This is a genomic window from Micromonospora zamorensis (assembly GCF_900090275.1).
In the GTDB taxonomy this organism is placed as follows: Bacteria; Actinomycetota; Actinomycetes; order Mycobacteriales; family Micromonosporaceae; genus Micromonospora; species Micromonospora zamorensis.
Genome location: NZ_LT607755.1, coordinates 411,109 through 433,506 on the forward strand (window position 1 = coordinate 411,109; position 22,398 = coordinate 433,506).

21 protein-coding genes, 1 tRNA gene and 3 pseudogenes are annotated in these 22,398 nt (G+C 68.8%); 15 read left to right on the forward strand and 10 right to left on the reverse strand.

The features are described 5' to 3' along the window. The first annotated feature begins 2 nt into the window (after nucleotides 1-2). From GA0070619_RS01875 to GA0070619_RS01900, 6 genes are all read left to right on the forward strand, one after another. A complete protein-coding gene (locus GA0070619_RS01875; RefSeq protein WP_088946453.1) occupies nucleotides 3-1,199 on the forward strand; it encodes a glycosyltransferase family 4 protein in 1,197 nt (398 codons plus the stop codon). Between the two features lies 1 nt (nucleotide 1,200). Then, complete coding sequence (locus tag GA0070619_RS01880; RefSeq protein WP_088946454.1) at nucleotides 1,201-2,631, forward strand: hypothetical protein; 1,431 nt, start codon at nucleotides 1,201-1,203, stop codon at nucleotides 2,629-2,631. Next, complete coding sequence (locus GA0070619_RS01885; RefSeq protein ID WP_088946455.1) at nucleotides 2,628-4,109, forward strand: oligosaccharide flippase family protein; 1,482 nt, start codon at nucleotides 2,628-2,630, stop codon at nucleotides 4,107-4,109. The genes GA0070619_RS01880 and GA0070619_RS01885 overlap by 4 nt, the downstream gene beginning before the upstream one ends. A 618-nt stretch (nucleotides 4,110-4,727) precedes the next feature. Continuing rightward, complete coding sequence (locus tag GA0070619_RS01890) at nucleotides 4,728-5,099, forward strand: hypothetical protein (protein ID WP_088946456.1); 372 nt, start codon at nucleotides 4,728-4,730, stop codon at nucleotides 5,097-5,099. A 24-nt stretch (nucleotides 5,100-5,123) separates the two neighbouring features. Next, nucleotides 5,124-6,494, forward strand: coding sequence for a hypothetical protein (locus tag GA0070619_RS01895; RefSeq protein WP_157743879.1), 1,371 nt, complete (start codon nucleotides 5,124-5,126; stop codon nucleotides 6,492-6,494). Nucleotides 6,495-6,847: 353 nt separating this feature from the next. Further along, nucleotides 6,848-8,983: an acyltransferase family protein gene (locus tag GA0070619_RS01900; RefSeq protein WP_088946458.1), complete on the forward strand. Its 2,136-nt coding sequence runs from the start codon at nucleotides 6,848-6,850 to the stop codon at nucleotides 8,981-8,983. A gap of 35 nt (nucleotides 8,984-9,018) precedes the next feature. Here the strand turns inward: GA0070619_RS01900 and GA0070619_RS33225 are convergent. After that, a pseudogene (locus GA0070619_RS33225) lies at nucleotides 9,019-9,225 on the reverse strand (dTDP-4-dehydrorhamnose 3,5-epimerase family protein); the annotation flags it as partial. Here GA0070619_RS33225 and GA0070619_RS33230 point away from each other — a divergent pair. After that, nucleotides 9,224-9,348, forward strand: a pseudogene (locus GA0070619_RS33230) (GDP-mannose 4,6-dehydratase); the annotation flags it as partial. The pseudogenes GA0070619_RS33225 and GA0070619_RS33230 overlap by 2 nt on opposite strands. Before the next feature lie 122 nt (nucleotides 9,349-9,470). Then, a pseudogene (locus tag GA0070619_RS34005) lies at nucleotides 9,471-9,656 on the forward strand (hypothetical protein); the annotation flags it as partial. Here GA0070619_RS34005 and GA0070619_RS01915 read toward each other — a convergent pair. Further along, entirely contained in the window at nucleotides 9,604-11,079 is a 1,476-nt protein-coding gene (locus GA0070619_RS01915; protein ID WP_088946459.1) for a sugar transferase, read from the reverse strand. The pseudogene GA0070619_RS34005 and the gene GA0070619_RS01915 overlap by 53 nt on opposite strands. A 172-nt stretch (nucleotides 11,080-11,251) precedes the next feature. Then, nucleotides 11,252-12,319 carry an LCP family protein gene (locus tag GA0070619_RS01920; protein WP_088946460.1) on the reverse strand — a complete coding sequence of 356 codons (1,068 nt, stop codon included), beginning with the start codon at nucleotides 12,317-12,319 and terminating at the stop codon, nucleotides 11,252-11,254. A gap of 119 nt (nucleotides 12,320-12,438) precedes the next feature. On the opposite strand from GA0070619_RS01920, the gene GA0070619_RS01925 reads away from it, so the two are divergent. The 3 genes from GA0070619_RS01925 to GA0070619_RS01935 all read left to right on the forward strand — a co-directional run bounded on the left by GA0070619_RS01925 (nucleotide 12,439) and on the right by GA0070619_RS01935 (nucleotide 15,197). Beyond that, nucleotides 12,439-13,272: a class I SAM-dependent methyltransferase gene (locus tag GA0070619_RS01925; protein ID WP_088946461.1), complete on the forward strand. Its 834-nt coding sequence runs from the start codon at nucleotides 12,439-12,441 to the stop codon at nucleotides 13,270-13,272. Nucleotides 13,273-13,276: 4 nt separating this feature from the next. Further along, on the forward strand, nucleotides 13,277-14,095 hold the full coding sequence (locus GA0070619_RS01930) for an MOSC domain-containing protein (protein WP_088946462.1): 819 nt from the start codon (nucleotides 13,277-13,279) through the stop codon (nucleotides 14,093-14,095). Between the two features lie 112 nt (nucleotides 14,096-14,207). Further along, a complete protein-coding gene (locus GA0070619_RS01935) occupies nucleotides 14,208-15,197 on the forward strand; it encodes an expansin EXLX1 family cellulose-binding protein (RefSeq protein ID WP_172861957.1) in 990 nt (329 codons plus the stop codon). A gap of 4 nt (nucleotides 15,198-15,201) precedes the next feature. Here GA0070619_RS01935 and GA0070619_RS01940 read toward each other — a convergent pair whose 3' ends face one another. From GA0070619_RS01940 to bcp, 4 genes are all read right to left on the reverse strand, one after another. Next, nucleotides 15,202-15,729: a GNAT family N-acetyltransferase gene (locus GA0070619_RS01940; protein WP_088951496.1), complete on the reverse strand. Its 528-nt coding sequence runs from the start codon at nucleotides 15,727-15,729 to the stop codon at nucleotides 15,202-15,204. Nucleotides 15,730-15,832: 103 nt separating this feature from the next. Then, nucleotides 15,833-15,906: transfer RNA gene (locus GA0070619_RS01945), tRNA-Leu, on the reverse strand. Continuing rightward, nucleotides 15,897-16,493 carry an HNH endonuclease signature motif containing protein gene (locus GA0070619_RS01950; protein WP_197699587.1) on the reverse strand — a complete coding sequence of 199 codons (597 nt, stop codon included), beginning with the start codon at nucleotides 16,491-16,493 and terminating at the stop codon, nucleotides 15,897-15,899. The genes GA0070619_RS01945 and GA0070619_RS01950 overlap by 10 nt, the downstream gene beginning before the upstream one ends. A 30-nt stretch (nucleotides 16,494-16,523) precedes the next feature. After that, complete coding sequence (gene bcp / locus GA0070619_RS01955; protein ID WP_088946464.1) at nucleotides 16,524-17,000, reverse strand: thioredoxin-dependent thiol peroxidase; 477 nt, start codon at nucleotides 16,998-17,000, stop codon at nucleotides 16,524-16,526. 327 nt (nucleotides 17,001-17,327) lie between these two features. Between bcp and GA0070619_RS01960 the strand changes: the two genes are divergently transcribed. The 4 genes from GA0070619_RS01960 to GA0070619_RS01975 are packed head-to-tail and all read left to right on the forward strand — an operon-like array spanning nucleotide 17,328 to nucleotide 20,065. Next, the gene (locus GA0070619_RS01960) at nucleotides 17,328-18,053 is read left to right on the forward strand and encodes an energy-coupling factor ABC transporter permease (protein ID WP_088946465.1); all 726 of its coding nucleotides are present in this window, start codon (nucleotides 17,328-17,330) and stop codon (nucleotides 18,051-18,053) included. Next, the gene (locus GA0070619_RS01965; RefSeq protein ID WP_231927234.1) at nucleotides 18,050-18,523 is read left to right on the forward strand and encodes a PDGLE domain-containing protein; all 474 of its coding nucleotides are present in this window, start codon (nucleotides 18,050-18,052) and stop codon (nucleotides 18,521-18,523) included. The genes GA0070619_RS01960 and GA0070619_RS01965 overlap by 4 nt, the downstream gene beginning before the upstream one ends. A gap of 16 nt (nucleotides 18,524-18,539) precedes the next feature. Beyond that, nucleotides 18,540-19,310: a cobalt ECF transporter T component CbiQ gene (gene cbiQ / locus GA0070619_RS01970; protein WP_088951497.1), complete on the forward strand. Its 771-nt coding sequence runs from the start codon at nucleotides 18,540-18,542 to the stop codon at nucleotides 19,308-19,310. Beyond that, a complete protein-coding gene (locus tag GA0070619_RS01975) occupies nucleotides 19,307-20,065 on the forward strand; it encodes an energy-coupling factor ABC transporter ATP-binding protein (protein ID WP_088946466.1) in 759 nt (252 codons plus the stop codon). Before cbiQ ends, GA0070619_RS01975 begins: the two co-directional genes overlap by 4 nt. On the opposite strand, the gene GA0070619_RS01980 is transcribed toward GA0070619_RS01975, so the two are convergent. The 3 genes from GA0070619_RS01980 to GA0070619_RS01990 are packed head-to-tail and all read right to left on the reverse strand — an operon-like array spanning nucleotide 20,049 to nucleotide 22,391. Then, a complete protein-coding gene (locus tag GA0070619_RS01980) occupies nucleotides 20,049-21,161 on the reverse strand; it encodes a hypothetical protein (protein WP_088946467.1) in 1,113 nt (370 codons plus the stop codon). The two genes, GA0070619_RS01975 and GA0070619_RS01980, sit on opposite strands and share 17 nt — an antisense overlap. Further along, nucleotides 21,158-21,874, reverse strand: a complete 717-nt coding sequence (locus tag GA0070619_RS01985) for a DsbA family protein (protein WP_088946468.1) — start codon at nucleotides 21,872-21,874, stop codon at nucleotides 21,158-21,160. The genes GA0070619_RS01980 and GA0070619_RS01985 overlap by 4 nt, the downstream gene beginning before the upstream one ends. Continuing rightward, a complete protein-coding gene (locus GA0070619_RS01990) occupies nucleotides 21,867-22,391 on the reverse strand; it encodes a MauE/DoxX family redox-associated membrane protein (RefSeq protein ID WP_088946469.1) in 525 nt (174 codons plus the stop codon). Before GA0070619_RS01990 ends, GA0070619_RS01985 begins: the two co-directional genes overlap by 8 nt. Nucleotides 22,392-22,398: the final 7 nt, after the last annotated feature.

A 22,398-nucleotide genomic window follows, 5' to 3' on the forward strand; every position in this document is an offset into this window, starting at 1 on the left:
AAATGAGGGTCCTGCACATCTGCGACGACCTCCCGCTCCCCGCGGTACATGGCGGACGGGTGGCGATGCGCAACGAGGTTGCGGCGATGCGGGCCGCCGGTCACGAGGTTTTTGTGCTCGGCTTCCATCACGAGGAGGACCTGACCCCCGGCACGCGGTCGGCGAACGAGGACTTCGTCAACGCCTTTGTACCGGTCCCGCGGAGGACCCTGGTTCGCGCTACCTTGAGCAACCCCCTCCTGCCGTACCAGGTGTCCAGCCGTCTCGAGGACGACAGCAGCCTCGCCGAGGTCCGCAGCTGGAAGCCTGACCTGATCGTCAGTCACCACGAGTGGACCCTTCCGGTGGCGTTCCGGCTGAGGGAGGAGTTGGGTCCGCTGCCCGTCGTGCTGCGGGCACACAACGACGAGGTCCGGTACTTCCGGGACCTGTTGCGAGCGGCGAAGGGGGTGCGGGCGCCGTACCTGCTCGCGGAGTACGTCCGGATCCGGAAGTTTTTCCGCGCCGTCCGCGACTTCCCGATCACGAAGATCTGGTTCATGTCACCGGACGACGTCGCACCGCGTTTCGGCGGCATCCCCCATACGATCATCCCGCCCATCATGTTCGACGTGCCGATCTCCGACGGGCTCGACCTGAACGTGCACCGGGCCCGGACCGTCACCTTCATCGGCTCTCTCGACATCCCGCATGCCATCGAGGGCCTTCAGTGGTTCCTGGCCGAGACGTGGCCGAAGGTGCTGGCCCGGGTGCCCGACGCGACACTCACGATCGCGGGACGACGGCCGGTGGCGGAACTTATCCGGTCCGCCGCCGCCACCCCGAACGTGACGCTGGTCGTCAGTCCTGAGGACATCAACCAGTTCCTCGCCGTTAGTCGCGTCTTTGTGAACCCCGTCTTCGCCGGTAGTGGCGTCAATCTGAAACTGGGTGACCCTATGCGGTGGGCGATCCCGGTCGTGACGACGACGGTGGGAGGACGTGGTCTCAGTGCGTTGAGCGGGGCGCTCAGTTTCGCCGACACACCGGAAGCGTTCGCAGAACGGATCGCCACGCTTCTCAGCGACGATCGTGCCTGGCGTGAAGCGAAGGACAGCCTGGTGGCCCGCCGCGACGCGTATTCGGCGGCATCCGTGGGTGCGCTGCTGAACGCGGCGGTCGCCGAGCACGCCGCGCGCCCGAGCGTGGCGGGGGCGTAGCGTGCGTAACGGGGAGCGAAGCGGCGGCCGGTGGTTCGGACTGGGCGAACGCCGGCACGCCGTCATCACGGTGCTTGTCTGTGTGGCCGGTGTTCTCGTCGCCTTCGACGACATCGCCCCGCTCCGGGCGCTCGCGGGAACCTTCGGGGCGAGTCTCGCTTGGGTCCCGTTGCTGCTCTGCGCCCTCCTGCTGCCTCAGGACCGGGACAGCATGTGGCCGAGAGCCCTCATCGTGCTTTTCGGTACGGGCGTGATCGTCACGGCGATCACGTTTTTCGTCCTTCCCAGCGAGAGCAAAGGCGTCAATCTCTACTTCAAGGCCCTCGCTGTCGGGATCCCGATCGCGGTCTTCTTCGCCATCATGGTCGTCGCCGGGAGACTCGCGGCTTACCGGCCCTCACTGATCACACTCTTCGGCTTGGTCAGCCTCGGGACGCTCGTGCTGTTCGGCGCGTTGGACCTGCTCGGCGTCATCCCTCGCAACGACGTGTGGTTCCTGCACGGGATCGAGAATCTCAACCAGCGTGCCCGAGGGGGACGCTTCGAGGCCTCCGCCCTCGGTGCCGGAGTGCTGGTCGCGTTGGCCACGGCTACTCTCCGGGTCCGAAACAAGGCGTGGGCGCTCGGCATCGGCGTGGTGGCCGGCGTGCTGGCGTACCTCATGCCGAGCCGGGGAACGCTGGTGGCTGGGATGGCTTTCTGCGCGGCCATCTTCGGAGCCATTTTGCTGCATTGGTTGGTGCCCCGAGTGGGACGCTGGGCGAACGTCGCACCGGGCGGCGTACTCGTGGTCGTGACGCTACTCGGCGGATTCGGGCTGGGTGCTCTGGTCACCGCGCCCCAGTGGGCCGGCATGTCGTACTCCAGCTCGGACGCCGTGCGCTCGGTGTGGGGTGACGCCAGCATGGACGCCGCGCTGGACCATCCGGTCGGGATGGGATTCTCCGCTCCGCTGGAATGGTTGCCCAATTACGTCCGGGCTTCCATGGACCAGTTCGACGACAGCTTTTCACCCTCGGACTTCACCGAGCTGAACGATCAGCTCAACGCCGACGGCAGCTACGGCTTCTCGCCCAAGACCATGCCGAGCCTCTTGGGCGTCTATTTCGGGGCGGCCGGCGTGCTGGCGCTGATCGCCATATGGTTGGCCATCGGCCGGAGAGTCGCTGACGCCTGGCGGGCCGGGTACTTCATGGTCGGTCCCGCGGCTCTCGCCCTTTCCGTAACAGCCGCCTCGTACTTCTCCAGCATCTACGCCTGGGAACAGGCCTTTATCCTGGGCGCGCTGCTCGGAGTACCACACATGCTCCGCAACGACGGACCCAACCTGACGCTCCCGACCGGACGGATTCCGGTTCGACACGCCCTCGGGAAGCGGTGGCTATTGGGCCCATCGAGAGCAGGGACCCGTAGCGAGCGGGTCACGGCATGAGGCGGGCGGTCGCGTGGGCGAGCATCGGGCTGGCTAGTTCGCAACTGTCGCGGATTGTCGTCGCCCTAATGCTCGCCCGGATCCTCGGGCCGACGAAGTTCGCACCGATCGCGGCCGGTGCCGTATTCATGACGTACGTGTCACTCAGCGTCGACCTCGGCCTCGTCTCCGCCATCATCCAACGCCCGTCGCTAACCTCACGCCACCTCCGTACCGCGGCCCTGATGAGCTGGGCCTGCGGTTCCCTCTTCGCGGTCGGCACCGTCGCGGCGTGCCTCGCCGGCCTGGCAGGCCCGCTCGGCTCGACGACGATGCTGCTCTTCTGCATGCTCAGCGTGGCGCCCCTGATCCGGTCGATCGGTCTGGTATCGCAGTCGCGCCTCTATCGGGAGCAGCGGCAGCACCTGATCGGCATGGCCGAGACCGGCGTCGCGCTCATCTCGCTCGTCTGCTGCGTGGTCGCACTCGTCCTGGGTCTTGGGGAGTTCGCGTACGTGGTGTCGGTCCTTGCCGCGGATGTGGCCCTCACCATCGCCTGGATCTGGCTGTCGGGACCGTTCCCGTGGCCGCGGTGGGATCGGGAGAGCTTCCGGGAGCTCTGGTCCTTCAGTTCCAAGAGTTTCGGCTCCGACGCCCTGGCGGTGAGTAGCAGGAACATCGACTCCATCATCGTGGGCTGGATGGCCGGGGCCGCCCAGTTGTCGGTGTACTCGGTCGGTGTGCGGTTCCTCGTGACGCCCGTCCAGTTCCTCGGCGAGGTGATCGTACGGGTGGCGTTGCCGGAGTTCTCGGAGCGGCATCGCGCCGGTCAGAGCCTCGGTCCGGTGCTCCTGTCACGGACCAAGTCGCTGAGCGTCGCGATCTGGCCCACCCTGACCATGGCTTTTTTTGTGGCGCCGTGGCTTGTGCCGGTGGTGCTCGGCGAGCAGTGGGGGTCGGCCGTCCCGGTGACCCAGATCCTCTGTGTCGTCGGCGCCGCCCAGGTTTCCGTCGGTTTCGTCCGGCCGGCCATGTGGTCTGTCGGCGCCGTGAAGCCGTACTTTCTCCTGACTGTTGCGATGTTCGCCGTCAGCCTTCCGGTCTATCTGGTTGCGGCGAACTGGGGTGCGGTCGGGATCGCGACCGGGTACGCCCTGATCGCCCTGGCTCTGGCGCCGGCGATGTCGACCGTCGGCTCGCGGACGCTCGGGCTGCGTCCGGCGCGGACCCTCGCTGCCGTCTTCTCCGGTGTTCCGGTCGCTGCCGCTGTCGCGCTGCCGGTCCTGCTGGTCGGCTTCCTGCTTCGTGACCCGGCGCAGCGAGCGTTGGTGCAGGCCGCCATCGCCGTGGCCCTGTTCCTACTCGTGATGGTTATGGCGTTCCGCCGGGGCCTGCTACATCCACGCTCGGCCGGGAGCGCCTCCGCCGAGCCGGCTGACCAGGGAGGCGGCTTTGCCGAGCCGGACTCTCCCGTCGCGGTGGCGGTGGATCATCGGTAGGCGGCGGCTGTTCTTGCAGCGGATCAGCAGGTCGGCCTTGGTCGCGGCCAGGGACTGTGATCAGGTCGACGACGCGGGAGGAGTGGTTGGCACTAGCCCTCACCCCTCCCGGGGTGGCAGGGCCGCAACAACTTCACCCCCGCCGCCGGCCTGACCTGCCGTTGGTCACCCGCAGCGGCACGGCTTGACCGCGTGGAAGACGACGGCCCCAATCCGGATCCGCCGGCCGAGCCAGCCGTCCTCGGCCACGGCTCCGCGCTGGCAACCACCACAATGGGCCGGATGTCGTCGCGGTGCTGCACGTGGCCACTGAGGATCAGGACGGCAAGCGTCAGCCTGCAGGCGTCGACGGCGAAATGTCCTTTCCGGCCCTTACCTTCTCCTGCGTTGTAGCCGCGGGTTGCCGCCCGACGGTCTCCGCGCCGCGTCATGACTGGCAATCGTCCAAGGAGGCCGATGGTTGTCGGATGCGGCCCGGTAACGTCGCTCCGACCACAAGAGCGGGGGAATGCCGTGCGACTTGACGTCACAGATGACGGCGACGTTGAGGAGCGTGGCGGCGATACAGCCTTGGGCGGAGCCGCCAGCCGACGTCCGCTGGCATGTACAGGAACCTTCGTGATCCGCCCGCTCGTCGTCGCCCTGGTGCTGGTCGTCTTCGTGCTGAGCAGCGCCGGCGCGCTCGACGCGACCGAGTCGGGCCTCCGGTTGCTCATTGGATCCGGACCGGTGCGTCAGACCGACCCGAAGTTCGAGGCGCTGCGGACCGCCTTTCGTCACGAAGTACCCGCAGGCACCCGCATGTTCAGTGGCCAGATTGTCCGCACGCCCGAAGACGACTGGCGGTACCAGCGCGTCATGGAACTAGCTGTTATCTACGACGTTGTCGTGGTCGACGATCGGAGCCAGGCTGACGTCGTAGTCACGGTCGTCGACGACGAGAACGCCACCGACGGTAGTGGCATCCGCCTCGTCATTGAAAGAGTGTGACCAGCGATGGCTCCGATTGTCGCGGTGCTGCTGGTGGTGGCCGTGGGCTTTCCGCTCGCCCTTGTGCTCACCCGCAAACCCCTGCTCGCGGCGTTGATCGCACCGCTGATCGCCGCGCTCACCACCACTGCGGCGACGATCATCATGTTGCTGGTCGGCGGGCCGTTGCTGCTCTGGACCGTGGCATTGCTGCTGGGGCAGTACGCGCTCATCCCCGTCCTTCGTAAACGCGTGATCGAGCCGCTGCCGTACGGGTCACGCGCCGATGTCCTGTGGCTGGTCGGGCCCCTGCTGCCCCCGCTGCTGCTGGTGCTGGACCTGCCGATGAAGTGGGACGCGCACTCCATCTGGTGGCTGCATGCCGCGTACTTCACGAAGGGGAGCGACGTCGCCCAAGCGGCCATCGTGAACCCGCCGTACGCCTTTTCGCACACCGACTACCCACCCCTGCCCTCAGCACCGGTTGCCGCGGTGTGGGCCGTCTTTCCTGGCTACGACTTCCATGTCGCGCAGTTCGTCTCCGCGCTCGTCACCTTTTCGTCGATCGCCATGCTCGCCTACGCCGTTCGGCGGGCCACCGGCGAGGCTCCCGTGGCAGTGTCCCGGCTGGCTGGCGTCGGTGTCGGCCTTGCCTCCTGGTCAGTCTCCGGGCAGAACGTGGCCGGCGGATACAGCGACGCATTGTGGGCGGCCGCGTTTGTCGCCGGGGCGGTGCTGTTGCTGTTCGTGGCGAACGGCCTGAGCCGTCCCGCGCTCCCGTTGCTGCTGCTGACCGTTGCCGGTCTGTCCAAGAACGAAGGCTTTGTGATGGTCGTCGTATTGGCTGCCGTGGCGACTTTCAAGGAACGTCGCAATCTGCGTGTGGCGTGGCAGGTTTGGCTGCCCGTCGCCGCGGGGTTGTCCTGGAGCGTGATCGCCCGGTTCCTCGGTGCCCAATCCGATCTCCTTGCCGGCGGTCAGTTCCGCCAACTGCTGGCCGGGGATCCGGTGATGCTCGATCGGTTCCCGCAGATTTTGATCGCGATGGCGCGCGTCAGCGGTGCCGCCGTCGCACTCGCGCTCGGGGTAGCGCTGCTCGGTGCGCTCTTCCTCCGGCCGACACGCCGCGAGTTGGGAATCGGCTCCGACCTCTGGCTGTGGGCCGTCAATGTCGCGTACGCAGCCAGCCTGGTCCTGACGTATCTCGTAACCCCCTACGACCTCTCCTGGCATCTTGGATCCTCGGTCGACCGGGTCAGCCTGCCACTCATCCTCATGGCGTGTGTGAGCGCCGCCTGCTGGGGCGTGAGCACCGTCCGGCGCCGTGTCGAAACGTCCGTCAGCGCGGTGGACGCTTCCCACGCTGCTCACCATCTCGCTTCCGCCAAGGCCGGAGGCGCATTTCACCAATCGTGACGACCGACCTGGCTCACGGTTGGCTGATTCTGGGGTCTGCGGGGCTGTGACCTTAAGTGTTGTGGCGGGAGATACGCACTAGACGGGTCGAGCTACCGTGGCGGCTGTGGCGTACGTGCGGACGGTGAAGACGGCGTCCGAGGCGCGGGGGCACCGTCCTGCCAGCCTCCGCATCATCGACTACATTTAGCGGCCGCGCCCGGCACCATACTCGATTACTTCGATGTTGATTTCTAATGACCTTCACCAAATTGACAAGATGAGCGGTATGCCAGATTCATGCCCCACGCTTGCCGATCCAGGCGACCTGCGCTAGCGTCCGCTCCGCGTCAGCCTGCCCTGAACGGAGAACGATGGAACTAGCGCTCGCCGAAACCCGAAGAACTGAGACGAGCGCGGCACACCCACATCCGACGCAAGTCGATCGGTTCCGCCCCGACATTCAGGGGCTCCGGGCCGTCGCGGTTGGAGTGGTTGTTCTCTACCACCTGTGGCCCTACCGCTTGAGCGGCGGCTACGTCGGCGTTGATGTTTTCTTTGTGATTTCCGGGTACTTGATAACCAGTCACCTGTGGCGTGAGGCGAAAGACCGCGGGAGGATCGCTCTGCGGTCTTTCTACGCACGCCGGGCGTTGCGACTGCTCCCAGCATCGCTCCTGGTACTTGCTTGCACAGCCGTCGCGTCTCTCCTGATCCTCCCCGACGGGCGATGGGGAAATACCTTCAAGCAGATCGTAGCGAGCGCCGCCTACGTCCAGAACTGGCAGCTCGCCCGGAATGAGACCGACTACCTGCTGCAGGATGCGGCGGACAGCCCGGTGCAACATTTCTGGTCGCTCTCAGTCGAGGAGCAGTTCTACGCCGTCTGGCCCTTGCTGATCATAGCCACGTTGTGGCTAGTCACCCGTTCTCGGGCTGGCGTTTCAGAGGTCGCTCGCCGGCGTTCGGTCATGGTGGCACTGGGTCTGCTGCTCATCGCATCCCTTGCCTATTCGGTGTACGAGACCGCAGCCGCGCCGAACCTGGCATACTTCGTCACCCCCACTCGAGTCTGGGAGTTCGCCATCGGTGCGATGTGCGCTCTGCTCGTTCTCGACGAGAATCGGTGGGTTAAGTCTCGCATCGTGCTCGGTTGGCTCGGTCTCGGCGCGATAATATTTTCCGCCTGTTTCTATACAAAGACGACATCGTTCCCGGGCCACGCCGCACTACTGCCGACCCTCGGTGCGGCAGCGGTCATTCTGGGAGCACGGCGGCCTTCACCGGTCTCCGTGTCGTGGTGGCTCGGTCGGCGTCCAGCGACAACGCTCGGCGACATCTCGTACGCCATTTATTTGTGGCATTGGCCCCTGCTCATACTGGTGCCGATCGCGATACAGCAGGATCTGTCGATGCCGCTGCGGCTGACGATCCTGGCCGCGACGATCGTCATCTCCTGGCTGACCACCCACCTGTTCGAAACCCCCATCCGGCAGAACAACTTCCTCCGCTCCAGACGATGGCCATCACTGGCGATTGCCGCAGGAGGCGTCGCGACGATGCTGGCGGCGGCCGTGGCTGCTTGGGCGATCGTGGACGTACGGATCGACATCGCAGAGGAGAGGTTCGCGAGCGCGGTCGGTAGGCCGTGCTATGGCGCCGCGGTGTTCGATGACGGCACCTCGTGCCCCACCGTCTTCGGTGAGGGGCCGATCATGCCGGCCTCGCTTGCGGTCAAGGACCAGTCCAACCCCGAATACGAACGTTGCTCCAACTGGGTTGACACCAAGGAGATTCGTACCTGCGAGTTCGGGCAGCGAGACTCTGCGGTGAGAGTGGCCTTCGTCGGCGACTCGCATGCGCTGCAGTGGTTGGGCGCCATCGAAAATCTGGCGGGTCAAGGACGCTGGCATGCGACGACATTCTTCAAGACGTCCTGCGCCCTCGCCGAAGGAGTGCGGGATCTCCCGAGCCATTCGATGGAGTACTGGCGAAACTGTGCCGAGTGGGGGCAGGAGGTGACGCGGCGTCTCATCGAGGATGACGGGCTCGACGCCGTAATTGTCACGGCGAACACTTTGGAATACAAGTTCCTTCCCTCCCACGACGGGCAGGACGGTCGCGAACGAGCGGATGAGGCATTCGGATCTGCCTTCAAGAAGATCACCTCCTCCGGAAAGAAAGTCGTTGTCATCCGGGATACGCCGTCTACCAATCTGGTCTCTATCCCTGAATGCGTGGGTGCGAACATGAATAATCTGCACAAGTGCGCGCTTCCGCGCGAAGCGGCGTTGCCGTACGACCAACTCGTGCAGAGCGCATTGAACGCGGGCGACCCGAACGTGCGCGTGATCGATCTCAGCGACGGGTTCTGTGACAAGACGTACTGTTATGGTGTCGCGGGCAACGTCATTGTCTATAGAGACACGAACCACCTTACGTGGCAGTATGCCGAGACGCTCACACCGAGGCTCTGGTCCGAGTTCAACCGTGTCATTGGCGCCTCGTAACGTTCGCTGACACACCGGAGCCGACCTGCCGCGCGCGATCCACCCGGCCAGTCGATCGCCAGTTGCGGGTCGAGAGGGTGCACGGCGTGCTCGGTTGTCGGGTTGTACGCGGTGGAGCAGAGGTAGCTCAGGGTGGCGTCGTCGGTCGCGCAGAACCCATGCCCCAGGCCTTCGCTGAGGTAGACGGCACGCCGGTCGACGTCGTCGAGTCGCACCGCCTCCCGCTGCCCGAAGGTGGGCGTGCATGTCTCCACCGACGAGGTGTACGGATCCACGACGAGGGTTCCTGGACCGAGGCCTGGCCGCTGTCGCCGAACTCCCCGTACTCGGCGTCCAAGGCCGGCTCGGACCCCACCGTCGTCGCGACGATGCTGCGGCTTGCCGGCGAGCGGGAGTGGCTCGACGTGGTGGATGACCAGCCGGCCGCGCCGCTCCGGGCGTCTATCACGGCACCGCGTCGGGCGAGACCACCTGGTACGGCCTCACCCGCGCCGTGTTCGCTCTGCGCGACCTGGATCCCGACCGTATCCGGCCGACGACCAGCGACCGGTTCCGCCGGCCCGCGCCCCGTCCGGGACGCCGGCTGACGCGGTACCGTCCGAGGTCCCCTCGGCCTGCCGTCAGCGGCCCCCGGCGCGGAATACCTCGGCCACCGTACGCAGAACGATCTTGATGTCGAGCCAGAGCGACCAGTTCTCGATGTAGTAGTTGTCGAACCGGGCCCGGTCGGAGATCGGGGTGTCGCCCCGCAGGCCGCTGACCTGGGCGAGGCCGGTGAGCCCGACGGGGACGCGGTGACGTGCCGCGTAGTTCGGGTACTCGGCGGAGAACTTCTCGACGAAGTACGGACGTTCCGGCCGAGGCCCGACCACGCTCATGTCGCCGCGCAGGATGTTCCACAACTGGGGCAGCTCGTCCAGCGAGGTCCGGCGAATGAACCGGCCGATCGGACTGACCCGGTTGTCGTGCGCGATGGACCAGTTGGTCTGGGACTCCTGCTCGTTCACCGGACGCATCGACCGGAACTTGATGACCTTGAACGGCTGACCGTACCGGCCGATCCGCTCCTGGTAGAAGAAGATTCCACGGCCACCGTCGATGAACGTGGCGATGGCGCAGAGCAGCAGCACCGGGCTCAACAGGAGGAGAGCGACCGCGGCGAACAGCACGTCCGACGCCCGCTTGATGGCCCACCGCGGGCCGGTCAGCGAGATGTCACCGATCTTGACGATCGGGAAGGCGCCAATGTGGTCGGGGTAACCGCTGTGCGATCGTGAACCCCACAGGCGCGGTACGGCCCAGAGGTCACAGCGCGAGCTGCGGGGCTGTAGCAGGGTTTCCATGAGCGTGGACTCGTGGCAGTCCGGGTCGGCGATGATCAGGACCTCGCACTCCGTCAGCCGGACGAGGTGTTCGAGGTCCGTCAGCGTCCCGCTCAGCGGAAGCGCGGCGTTGCCCTGACGGGACGAAGCGTCGACGCAGCCGACGAACCGCAGACCGTACTGAGGGTAGCGGCGCAGCAGCCTGGCGAGTTCGAGGCCGACCGGGCCGCCGCCGACGATGAGCGCGTTGTGCTCCGCCCACCGACGCTTGCGGGACAGGACGGTGAACGCCCTGCTGGCCGCGCGCCCGAGGATCACGAGCAGCGCCGACAGCGCGACGTCCCTCATGAACCCGCCGATGTACGCGACCGAGGCGTGCCGCTCCGCCCCGATGATGGCCACCAACGAGGCGGCGGCCAGCAGGCGCCCGGAGAGACTTGGCAGCTCGTCGAGGATGCTCACGTGGCGGCGCGGCCGGTAGAGGCCACCGACTGCGAAGAGGGTCACCGTCAGGGCGGCGTTGGCCAGGGTCCCGCGCCAGTAGCTCTGGCTCAGCAGCAGCGGAGCGAGCAGCGCGACGGCGTCGACGGGCGCGATCATCATCCAGGCCCGCAGCCACCGGGTCCGCGACGAGGTGCGGGACCTGGCGTACGGCAGAACGGCGGTGGTGCCAAGGCCGGGCACCTCGACCTTGGCGTCGCCCCGAACCTCCGGCTCCCGGGCCTGAGGGACGGGTGGGGCGCCGCCGTACAGGCGGGCCCCGTCGCCCGGCATATCAATTTCTTCCCCGCCGAATGATGGCGTGGACGAATGGCTTGTCGCCGGCTGGCCTGACACTAGTGGACCTCCCCGTGAAAGCCCTCGGTCACGCATCCCGACCAGAAGGCGACCGAACTCTACGATCGGCCGAGGCGCGCCACCATGGCCGGCAAGCCAGTTCCTACTCCTACTTTGCGGCGGACAGGATTTCCGGAACGTTGTCGTTGCGGACCGCCTCGAAGACCTTGGCGGCCTTCGGCTTGTCGGCCAGAACCACGCTCTCGTTGCCCATCATCCCGGTGCCCTTTGTGGGGCAGGTGAGGAACGTCAGGTTGCCGCTGCGCAGATCACGCATCTCGGACGCGAGGTCCAGCAGGTTCAGCGACTTGTCCACGGCGACCGCGTCCGCCGTCGCCTTGACGAAGGAGTTGAGTTTGGCCGGGTTGGCGAGCGTTCCACCGGACGCCGCCTTGTCCAGGATCGCCTTGATCACCTGCTGCTGGTGCCGGATCCGCGCGAAGTCGCCGTCGGCGAAGGCGTGGCGTTCGCGTGCGTAGTCGAGCGCGGTCGCCCCGTCCATCTTCTGATTGCCGGCATTGAACGTCCGGTGGCCGTTGAGCCCGTACAGCGTCGTGAAGCCCTTCTCCACGTCCACGTTGATGCCGCCCAGCGCGTCGACGATCTCCTTGAAGCCTCCGAAGTCGACGATCGCCACGTGGTCGATGCGTACGCCGGTGAACTTCTCCACCGTCTGCACCATCAACGGAACGCCACCCCACGCGAACGATGCGTTGATCTTCGCCTCTTTACCGCCCCGGCCCGTCGCGGACTTCGGCACGCTGACCCAGGTGTCCCGGGGGATCGAGATGAGCTGGGCGCTGGAACGGTCCTTCGGCAGGTGGGCCACGATGATGGTGTCGGTGCGGGAGCCCGACTCGTTGTCCGGATCGCGTGAGTCGCTGCCGAGCATCATGATGTTCATGGCACCCTTGCCCGCCTCACCCACCTGCGGGCGTTCGGCCTCGGGTACACCCTCGAAGGCGTCGACGCGTTCGATGCCGGAGTTGATCGACCGGAAGTACAACCCACCGGCGATCATGCCGCCGCCGCCGAGCAATGCCAGGACCACGAAGGTGATCAAAGCGACCTTCTGCCACCGCGGACGCTTCTTGCGCGCCTGCTTGGTCGGCTCCGATGGTTGCTGCGCCGCGATGAGCTGGGTCTCGGGCTCCGCGTACTCTTGGCGATACTGCATGCCGCGATGCTACTGATTGCGGGTTACGCTCACGTGCCCCCGTCTGGGCCGTATGGTTTCAGATCCTGACCAAAAGACTTTCCGCCCAGACGTTCGCCCGAACCTGGTATGAAGCAGCGGTGGACGCCACGCAGATGCGCCGGGCCATCGCCCGTACCCCGCTCGCCCCCGTCGCCGCATTTCCCAAGCGGCTCGCCCGGGTCGCCCGCCACGACGCCAAGGTGCTGCGCATCTCGGCTCGGTGGCTGGTCACCTCCCGGGAACATCACAACTACACGTACGAGCTGACCAAGCTCAGCCGTCACCACCTGGCCTGGTTCGTCAGCGTGGTCTGCGACATCCCGGTCAAGCAGGTCCGGGGCTACGTCGCCGAAATCGAGTCCGACGACGTGCTGCGGCACCACATCGAACGGGCCACCGCCACCGCCACCCGCCGCGGTCTCGCCGACAAACACGTCCACTACGCCCGACGCGTGGGGTGGTATGCGATCGTCCGCGCCACCCGTCCCGCACACGTGGTGGAGACCGGCGTCGACAAGGGGTTGGGCACCTGCGTCCTGGCGTCCGCCCTGCTCCGCAACGCGCAGGAGGGTCACCCGGGTCGGGTCACGTCGCTGGACATCAACCCCGAGGCCGGCTACCTGGCCGCCAGCGAGCCCTGGTCGGAGGTCGTCGACCTGGTGATCGGCGACTCGATCGCCTCGATCGGCGCACTGGACCGCCCGGTCGACCTTTTCCTGCACGACAGCGACCACAGTCGCGCCCACGAGAAACGCGAGTTCGACGCCGTCGAGCCGAAGCTCGCCCCCGGCGCCATCCTGCTCACCGACAACGTCACCAGCACCAATGTGCTCGCCGAGCACGCCGAGCGCACCGGCCGGCGGTTCCTCGCCTACCGGGAGAGCCCCGCCAACCACTGGTACCCGGGAGACGGCATCGGCGTGGCATGGTGACCGGGTGCGGCTGACCTCGATTCACACGTACCCCGTCAAGGGTTGCCACCGGCTCGACCACGACGGCGCGTTCGTGCAGCCGTGGGGCCTGGCCGGCGACCGACGCTGGATGGTCGTGGACGCCGACGGCGTCGGCGTCACCCAACGCGAGACCACCCGGCTGGTCGGCCTGCGCGCCACAGTGCGCCCCGGGGGTCTGGTGCTGAGCGCCGACGGGCAGTCCGACCTCGACGTGCCCGAACCGGCCGACGGTGCACCGGTCGCGGTGCGCACCTTCCGCAGCCGCAAGCTCCCGGTCCCGGCGCTGCTGGCCGGCGCGGCGGCCGACGACTGGCTCGGCGCGTTGCTCGGCCGACCGGTCCGGCTGGTCTGGCTGGGTCAGCCGACCCGCCACCTGGCCGCCGGGGACCGTGAACACGACACCGGTGACCAGGTCAGCTTCGCCGACGCCTACCCGCTGCTGCTGGCCAACACCGCCTCCCTCGACGCCCTCAACGGCTGGCTCGCCGAGGCGGGGGAGGAACCGGTGCCGATGACCCGGTTCCGGCCCAACCTGGTGGTCGACGGGGCACCGTCCTGGGCCGAGGATGACTGGGCCGGCCGGTCGCTGCACATCGGTGACCTGCGGTTTCGCGCCGCCGGGCCGTGCGACCGGTGCGTGGTGACCACCACGGACCAGGAGACCGGGGTACGCACGAAGGAACCGCTGCGCACACTCGGCCGACACCGCAACGTCCAGCAGAAGCTCCTCTTCGGACTGCACCTGGTGCCGATCGACAGTGGACCCCTGACCGTGGGAGCCCCGGTCGTCCTCGCGACCTGACGGGCGGGCCCGACCCACGACCGGAACGCGGCGATCACCGTCCGTCGATGCTGTCTTAGCTTTGGCTTAGCCGGCTTGTCCGCCCGCGCCCGGGTCCGGCAGCATCGCCGTCGTGACGGACGAGAGCGCTGTCGACATCACCATCGACCTGGACCATGCTCCCGAGGAGCGGCCCGCGTCGTCGTCCCGTCCGGTGCCCTGGCTGGTGGCGACCGGCGTCACCGTTGTCGCGGCGGCGCTCGGCCTCACCCTGACCCTGCGGTCCGGCTCCGCCCCGGCCTGCGCCGCCGCCCTGCCGCTCGCCGCCGCGCCACCCACCGGCAACGCCACACACAGCGGCAAGGCCACCTTCTACGACTCGAAGGGTGCCGGCGGCAACTGCTCGAACCCCGCCGCCCCGGCCAACCGGCTCTACGTGGCGCTCGGCCCGAGCGAATACTCCGCGGCTGCCGCCTGCGGCGGATTCCTCGACGTGACCGGCCCGAAGGGCACCGTTCGAGTGCTGATCATGGACCAGTGCCCGGAGTGCGCGCCCGGGCACCTCGATCTGTCCCGCGAGGCGTTCGCCCGGATCGCCGACCCGGTCCAGGGCCTCGTCCCCGTCACCTACCGCGCCGTGGTCAACCCGCCGCTGCCCGGACCGCTCACCTTCCGGATGAAGGAGGGCGCGTCGCAGTGGTGGTTCGCCCTCCGGGTCGGGAACCACGGCAACCCGCTGCGGTCCGTCGAAGTCCGGCAGGGCGACAGTGGTGTGTGGCAGTCGGCCGCCCGGCAGGACTACAACTACTGGCTGATCGACTCCGGTGCCGGGCCCGGCCCGTTCAGCATCCGCACCAGCGACGTCTACGGAAACCGGGCCACCGTCGGCGGCGTCCGCCTGGCACCCGGTCAGGTGCAGAACAGTGTGGTCCGGATGTACGGGCGCGGGGCCGTGGCGGCCACCCCGCGCGCCTCCACATCGGTCCGGCCGCCCGGCAGTCGACCCGCTGTCACGCCGACCCCGGCCCGCCGTCCGGTCGAGGTGGCGAAGGCGAGCACACCAACCACCGGTACGCCGACCACCCAGCCGGCCGGAGTGAACGCCCGTTGGTGCGCAGGCTGACCGCTCAGTCGACCGGCGTCAGGTCGAGCCACATCAGGATCTCGTCGCGGTCGTCACCGGGCGCCACCCGCAACGCGCGCGGCAGCCGGCCGATCTCCCGATAACCGAGACGGGCGTAGAACGTGTCCAACCCCAACCCGTCGCGCACCGTGACGTGCAACGCCTCGTGGCCGAACTCCCGCCCCAACCGGGCCGCCTCGACCATCAGCGCGGCGCCGTAGCCGGCGCCCTGAGTGTCCGGGTGGACCATCACCCGCTTCAACACACACCAGTGCGCCTTGAGCGGGAAACGGTTGTCACTGAAGATCAGTACCGCCACCAGCCGGTCTCCGGAGTAGCCGACCAGCAGCCGGTCCGGACCGTCGGCGATACCGGCGAAGGTCGGGTCGGCGAGGACGTGAACGTCAGCGGCGGTGACCGGCGGCACGAAACCGACCGCGCCGCCGGCGTTGCTGACGTCCGCCCAGAGGTCGACGATCTCGGCGCGCAGCTGCGGGGTCAGGTCGGGGTCGAGGACGAAGTGCAGACTCACGCCCGCCATCCTGACCCGCTGACCAGGCCCGCGACCCACGACAGTGACGCGCCCGACAATCGACGCCGTCGAGCTGCGCCGCCTTGTCAGGCCAGCGATGGGGTGGGGCCGACGGGATTCGAACCCGCACTGGTGCGGACCTAAACCGCATGCCTCCTGCCGTTGGGCTACGGCCCCTTGAAGCTGAACTCGACCAGCGTCCACGGCCATTCTTGTCGACGAGGCAGCCGCCTGCCTATCCGAAAGCCGGTCGGAGTCACCGCATCAGGATCGTAGACCACCTCGGGCTCGACGAGCGCAGGCCGTCGCTGACCAGCGTACGTGGAGGTCTGGCTGTGACAATTGGGGCATAGTAGTCGGAGGTTGTGTGGCCGGTTGTCGAGGAAGTCGCCGTTGATGTGATCGACGTGGAGCGTCAGCTTGGCGCCCTGCCACGTCGAGCCGGTGCCGCACACCTCGCAGTTGTCAGGAAGGCCGATGGTCGCCAGGGCGCGCTTGAGGCGGATGCCCGGGATCCGGCGAGAACCCTCGGGGAGCACCACCAGCAACTCGGTGGGGGACAGTCGCCGCCAACGCACGCCCCGGTTGTGCGCGCTGCCGGTGAAGTGCGACGTGTCGATGCCGAATCTCTTGAGCTGCCGACTGATGTGCGCGTGCGAGCCACCGCTGACGCGAACGCCGAGCAACCGCATCACTTCGGTGATGTTGCGCGCGGCGGCGGCAGCGGCGGCCAACGCTTCGGGCGTGTATCTGTATCGAACCACTGACGGAACGTAGCGGCCCGGTACGACAGATCAGTCCAGGCCGAGGTCGCGGCGGAGCTTGGCGACGTGGCCGGTGGCCTTGACGTTGTAGAGCGCCCGCTCGATCTTGCCGTCGGCGTCGATCACGAACGTCGAGCGGATCACGCCGGTGACGGTCTTGCCGTAGAGCTGCTTCTCGCCGTACGCGCCGTAGGCGGTCAGCACCGCCTTGTCCGGGTCGGACACCAGCGGGAAGGTGATCGCGTCGCGCTCGCGGAACTTCGCCAGCTTTTCCGGCTTGTCCGGGGAGATGCCGACGACCTCGTAGCCGGCGGCCTGGAGCGAGGCGAGCGAGTCGCGGAAGTCGCAGGCCTGCTTGGTGCAGCCGGGGGTCATCGCCGACGGGTAGGCGTACAGGACGACCTTGCGGCCTCGCAGGTCGGCGAGGGAGAGCTGGTCGCCGGTGTCGGTGGCGAGGGTGAACTCGGGGGCGGGGTCACCGGCGGAGAGACGGTCGGGCGCGGTCATGGCCCGACGATACCGCTGGGTTGGCCGGTGCCGTCATCGGCGAGCCGCGCGGGTCCGCGCCGGCGGGTGAAGATCGACTCGTGGTTCTGGAAACCGGGGCATCCCCGACCCGCGGACACCCCGACATCAAGAAAGGCGAGTCGATCACCCAGCGGGCACCCCGACGTTCACGGAAGCCGAACCGATCACCGGGACGCGCCGACGCCGCACCTGACCTGGAAGGTGATCAAGCTCATCCGTTGTTGCAAGACTCTGGCAACAACGAGGTTTGGGAAATAGGCTGACCCACGCCGCCCCGGTCGGGGCTGCGGACGCGTGGGAGGTCGCGTGGAAACACTGGCGATGCACATCTCGAACGGGATCATCGACGGTCCGGTCGCAGCCATCTTCGCTGCGCTGGCCCTTGCCGCGCTCACCGTCTGCGTCCTGCGCGGTCGGCGCGACCTGGACGACCGACTGGCCCCGATGGCGGGCCTGGTGGCGGCGTTCATCTTCGCCGTCCAGATGCTCAACTTCCCGATCTTCACGGCCGGCGTGAGCGGCCACCTGCTCGGTGGCGCGCTCGCCGCCATGCTGGTCGGCCCGTGGGTCGGCGCGCTCTGCGTGGCCGTGGTGCTGGTGGTGCAGGCACTGATCTTCGGTGACGGCGGCGTGGCGATGCTCGGCCTCAACATCACGAACATGGCGCTGCTCGGCACCGCCGCGGCGTACGTGCTGATCGCGGTGCTGCTGCGGGTGCTGCCCCGTACGCGGGCCGGTCTGGCCGTGACGGCGTTCGTCGCCGCCACGCTCAGCGTGGTGGTCGCGTCGCAGGGCTTCGTCCTGCAGTACTGGCTGGGCGGCACCACCGACCTGGGTAACAACCTGACCGGCCTGGCCGGCACGATGGCGGGCGTCCACCTGCTGATCGGCATCGGCGAGGGCCTGATCACCGCGACCACAGTGCTCACCGTCGCGAAGGTGCGCCCCGACCTGGTGTACGCGCTGCGCTCCCTGCGCACGCCCGCCGCCCCTGCCGCCCCCGCTGTCCCGGTCGCCGGAGGTGCCCGATGAAGAACCGTTCCTGGGCCTTCCTGGCCGGTGGCCTGCTGGTCGCCCTGCTGCTCGCCGGTGTGGTGAGCAACTACGCCTCGTCCCACCCGGACGGGCTGGACTCGTCCCTGCTCAAGGGTTGCACCGTCGACGCCGACGACAACATCGTCGGCGGCAGTTGCCCCGCCCAGCAGGCCCGTGACCACGAGCTGGCCGACAGCCCGCTGGCCGACTACGGCGTGCGCGGCGTGCGGAACAGCTTCGTCTCCACCGGCCTCTCCGGGGTGCTCGGGGTGCTGGTGACCTTCGCGATCGGCGCTGGTGGCTTCTGGCTGCTGCGCCGCCGGGGCACAACCCCGACCGACGGCACGACGCCCACCGACGGCACCACGCCGACCAAGGGCACCACGCCGACCGACGGCACCACCCCGACCGACGGTGACCCCGCGACGTCCGACGATGTCCGGCGCCGCGCCGACGCGGCCAGCTGAGCAGGGGTACGCGCAGATGGGTGCCGGTCACGGGCACGTGCTGTACCGCGAGTCGGACTCGCCGGTGCACCGGCTCCCGCCCGAGGTGAAGATCGTGGCGATGGTGGTCTTCACCATCGCCGTGGTGGCCACCCCGCGTACGGCGTTCTGGGCCTTCGGCGCGTACGCCCTGCTGGTGGCGGTGGTGGCGGCGCTGGCCCGGGTGGGGCCGCGGTGGTTGCTGAGCCGGGCGCTGATCGAGCTGCCGTTCGTGCTGTTCGCGGTGGCGCTGCCGTTCCTCGGCAGCGGCGACCGGGTCGAGGTGCTGGGCCTGCGGCTGTCCGAGGACGGCCTGCACGGCGCGTGGAACATCGTGGCCAAGGGCACCCTGGGCGTGCTCGCCTCGCTGTTGCTCGCCGCGACCACCACGACCCGGGACCTGATCGTGGGGCTGGACCGGCTGCACTGCCCGCAGGTGTTCACCCAGATCGCCACGTTCATGCTGCGCTACCTCGACGTGCTGATCGGCGAGGCGCGGCGAATGCGGGTGGCCCGGATCTCCCGGGGTGACGACCCGCGTTTCCTGTGGCAGTTGCGCGGTTTCGCCGCCGGGATCGGGGCGCTGTTCCTGCGCGCCTTCGAGCGGGGTGAGCGGGTCTACCTGGCGATGCTGTCGCGGGGTTACACCGGGCGGATGCCCGCCGTGTGGCAGAGCGAGGGCGCGGCGACCACCGGCCAGTGGCTGGTCGCGGCCACCGTGCCGGTCTTGGCGGCCTCCATCGCCGCCACCGCCGTCGTGCTGTCATGATCGGTGTCGTGCAGACCGCTGTCTCGCTGGACGTTCGTGGCGTTCGCTACGCGTACCCGGATGGGCATGTCGCCCTGCACGGGGTGGACCTGAGCGTGCCGCGCGGCGATCGGGTGGCGTTGCTCGGGCCCAACGGGGCCGGCAAGACGACGCTGGTGCTGCATCTCAACGGCATCCTCACCCCGACCGAGGGCAGCGTGAGCGTCGGCGGGCTGACCGTGACGCCGGATCGCGCCACCCTGGGCGAGGTGCGTCGCCGGGTGGGCATCGTCTTCCAGGACCCGGACGACCAGTTGTTCCTGCCCACGGTGGCGGAGGACGTGGCGTTCGGGCCGGCGAACCTGGGCCTGCGCGGGGCGGAGCTGGCCGCGCGGGTGGACGAGGCGCTCGCGGCGGTGGGGATGAGTGAGCACCGGGAGCGGGCCCCGCAGCATCTGTCGTTCGGGCAGCGCCGCCGGGTGGCGGTGGCCACCGTGCTCGCCATGCACCCGGAGATCCTGGTGCTCGACGAGCCGTCGTCGAATCTGGACCCGGCGGCCCGCCGTGAGCTGGCCGAGATCCTGCGCGACCTGCCGGTGACCCTGCTGATGGTCACGCACGACCTGCCGTACGCGGCGGAGCTGTGCGAACGCTCGGTGATCCTGGACGGTGGCCGGATCGTCGCCGACGCCCGCACCGGAGACCTGCTGCGTGACGAGGCCCTGCTGGCCCGCCACCGCCTGGAACTTCCCTACGGTTTCACCCCGCGGCCGTAGCTCCGCGTTCGGCGTCGTCGGCCCGGGGTGCTGCGGTGGCGGCCCGGGAGGCGGCGTGCAGGCGGAGGACTCCTGCGGCCGTCGCGCCGGCACCGGTGATCAGCACCACCGCCACCATGACGCGGGCGACCTCGGGCGACCAGGGCACCGGGGCGATGGACCGGGCGAACACGGCGGCGTTCGCCGCGCCGCCGAAGAGCGCCAGGCAGGCCCCGGCCAGCGCCACCGCGAAGTCGGCGGCCGGGCGGCGGGCTAGCGCGTACCAACCGGCGGCGACCGCGCCGAGGCCGGTGAGCAGCGACCAGATCTGCCCGGACAACAGCCCGACCAGCACTCCGCCGACACCCTGCGCGCCCGCGTCCAGTTCCCGCCCCACCGGGTACACGACGGTCAGTGCGCCGCCGACGACCAGCAACGCGCCGACGGCGGACAGCGCGCGGGCGCCGGCCGGCGCGGCGGCGGCGACCAGGCCGAGCGCGCCCACCGCGAGCAGGCCCACGATGGTCACCGTCCACCAGGTGTACGCGTCCGGCGGCGGCACCCAGTCGAGCGTGCCGCCGATGACCACCGGGTCGGCGCCGTCGCGCAGTGGGACCGTCCAGTCGCGGACCCGGTGCTCCCGGTCCGGTGCGGCGCGTACCGCCGGCGGTGGTGCCGACTCCTGCCACAGTGCGCGTTGGTCGTGCCAGCGCGCCGTCGGCCCGTCGTCGATCCGCCGCCAGTTCGGCGGGGCGGCCGGGTCGGCCTCGGCCGGGAGCGCGGTGTCCCCGGTGATGGTGCGGTTCAGGTACGTGGCGGGGGAGCGGCTGTTCTCGAAGATCCCGTCCGGGCCGACCCGCAGGTACGGCTCGCCGGAGTAGCCGATCACCTCGACGGCGCGGCCGGTGCGGTTGGTCAGCTCCAGTCGGGCGCCCGCCTCGACGACGCGTACCTCCAGCCCTGGCCGTGCCGGTGCGACCCCGGTGGTCCGGGTGCGGTAGTCGGTGCCGTCGGGTGCGTCCGCGCCGTGCGCGGCGGCGGGCGCCGCGGTGAGCAGGGTGGCCGCGCAGGCTGCGGTGGCGACCAGGCCGGCCCGGGCCAGCAGGGTACGGATCACTTGCCGGCCGCCGCCACGGCTGCGGTGAGAGCGTCCGGGGTGGGGTTGTCGACCGACTTGCCGTTGACCTTGACGGTCGGCGTGCCGGTGACGTTGCTCCGGCTGGCGTCGTCGGTGACGTGTTCGGTCCACGTCCGGTAGGTCTTGTCCTTCACGCAGGTGCCGAAGGAGCCCCGGTCGAGGCCCACGCCGACACCGATGTCGATCAGCTGGTCGTCGGTGAGCCCGGCGCTGCCCTCCGGCGGCTGCTGGGCGAACAGCGCCTTGGCGTACTCGTGGTACTTGCCGCCCGCCGCGGCGCAGCCGGAGGCGGCCGACGACCGGGTCGAGTATTCGGTGGTCGAGAAGCGGTTCAGGTACGCGACGGGGTGGTAGACCACCTTCGCCTTGTTCTCGGCCACCAACTGTTCGAGCGTCGCCCCGCTGGTCTGCTCGAACTGTTTGCAGGCCGGGCAGAGGAAGTCCTCGTAGACGTCGACGGTGACCGGCCCGCCGCCGGTGACGATGCCGGTGCCGGCCGCGTTGGCGCCGGGCGGGGTGGTGAACTCGTCGGAGCGCTGGCTGGACCAGGCGGCCCAGCCGATGACACCGGCGATGACCAGGACGACGACGGCCGCGGCCGAGACCCAGATCGTGCGCCTGCGTCGCCGCTCTCGGGCGAGTTGCTCGCGGACCACCCGGGCGGCGTCCCGCTGCCCCTTGCGACTACTCATCCTCGTCCTCCACAACGGGCTCGCCGGACAACCATCCGTCCACCGAGATGGGCGTACGTGGCCAGATCAGCAGAAATCCGGCCAGTACCAAGAATCCCAGGTCCCGAAGGATCTCCGGGAGGTAACTGGGGGCCTGTCCCTCGGCCAACTGCCCACCGCTGCCGAAGCAGCCGCAGTCGATGGCCAACCCCCGCGCCCAGGCCGAGGCGATCCCCGCGATGAAGACCACCAGGAGTGCGGCGGACACCCCGGCGACGAGCCGGGTGGCCAGCCCGAGCAGCAACAGCACGCCCAGCGCCAGCTCGACGAAGGGCAGGGCCGCGCCGATCACGCTCGCCACGTCGTACGGCATCACCTGGTACGCGTTGACGGCACGCCCGGAGGCGGCGAGGTCGCCGACCTTCGACGCGCCGGCCACGAGCCAGACGGCGGCGAGGCCGAGCCGGGCCGCCGTGCCGAGCCAGGGCCGGACGACAGGCCAACGGCCAGCCCCGGAGGGAGGTGCAGTCACGCTCATTTGTCGT

Bases quoted from the DNA above. Each gene is read 5' to 3' on its own strand.
- GA0070619_RS01975 (WP_088946466.1), top strand. From the start codon at position 19,307: ATGATCGGTGTCGTGCAGACCGCTGTCTCGCTGGACGTTCGTGGCGTT.
- cbiQ (WP_088951497.1), top strand. From the start codon at position 18,540: ATGGGTGCCGGTCACGGGCACGTGCTGTACCGCGAGTCGGACTCGCCG.
- GA0070619_RS01900 (WP_088946458.1), top strand. From the start codon at position 6,848: ATGGAACTAGCGCTCGCCGAAACCCGAAGAACTGAGACGAGCGCGGCA.
- GA0070619_RS01990 (WP_088946469.1), bottom strand. From the start codon at position 22,391: ATGAGCGTGACTGCACCTCCCTCCGGGGCTGGCCGTTGGCCTGTCGTC.
- GA0070619_RS01885 (WP_088946455.1), top strand. From the start codon at position 2,628: ATGAGGCGGGCGGTCGCGTGGGCGAGCATCGGGCTGGCTAGTTCGCAA.
- bcp (WP_088946464.1), bottom strand. From the start codon at position 17,000: ATGACCGCGCCCGACCGTCTCTCCGCCGGTGACCCCGCCCCCGAGTTC.
- GA0070619_RS01985 (WP_088946468.1), bottom strand. From the start codon at position 21,874: ATGAGTAGTCGCAAGGGGCAGCGGGACGCCGCCCGGGTGGTCCGCGAG.
- GA0070619_RS01915 (WP_088946459.1), bottom strand. From the start codon at position 11,079: ATGCCGGGCGACGGGGCCCGCCTGTACGGCGGCGCCCCACCCGTCCCT.
- GA0070619_RS01875 (WP_088946453.1), top strand. From the start codon at position 3: ATGAGGGTCCTGCACATCTGCGACGACCTCCCGCTCCCCGCGGTACAT.
- GA0070619_RS01920 (WP_088946460.1), bottom strand. From the start codon at position 12,319: ATGCAGTATCGCCAAGAGTACGCGGAGCCCGAGACCCAGCTCATCGCG.
- GA0070619_RS01965 (WP_231927234.1), top strand. From the start codon at position 18,050: ATGAAGAACCGTTCCTGGGCCTTCCTGGCCGGTGGCCTGCTGGTCGCC.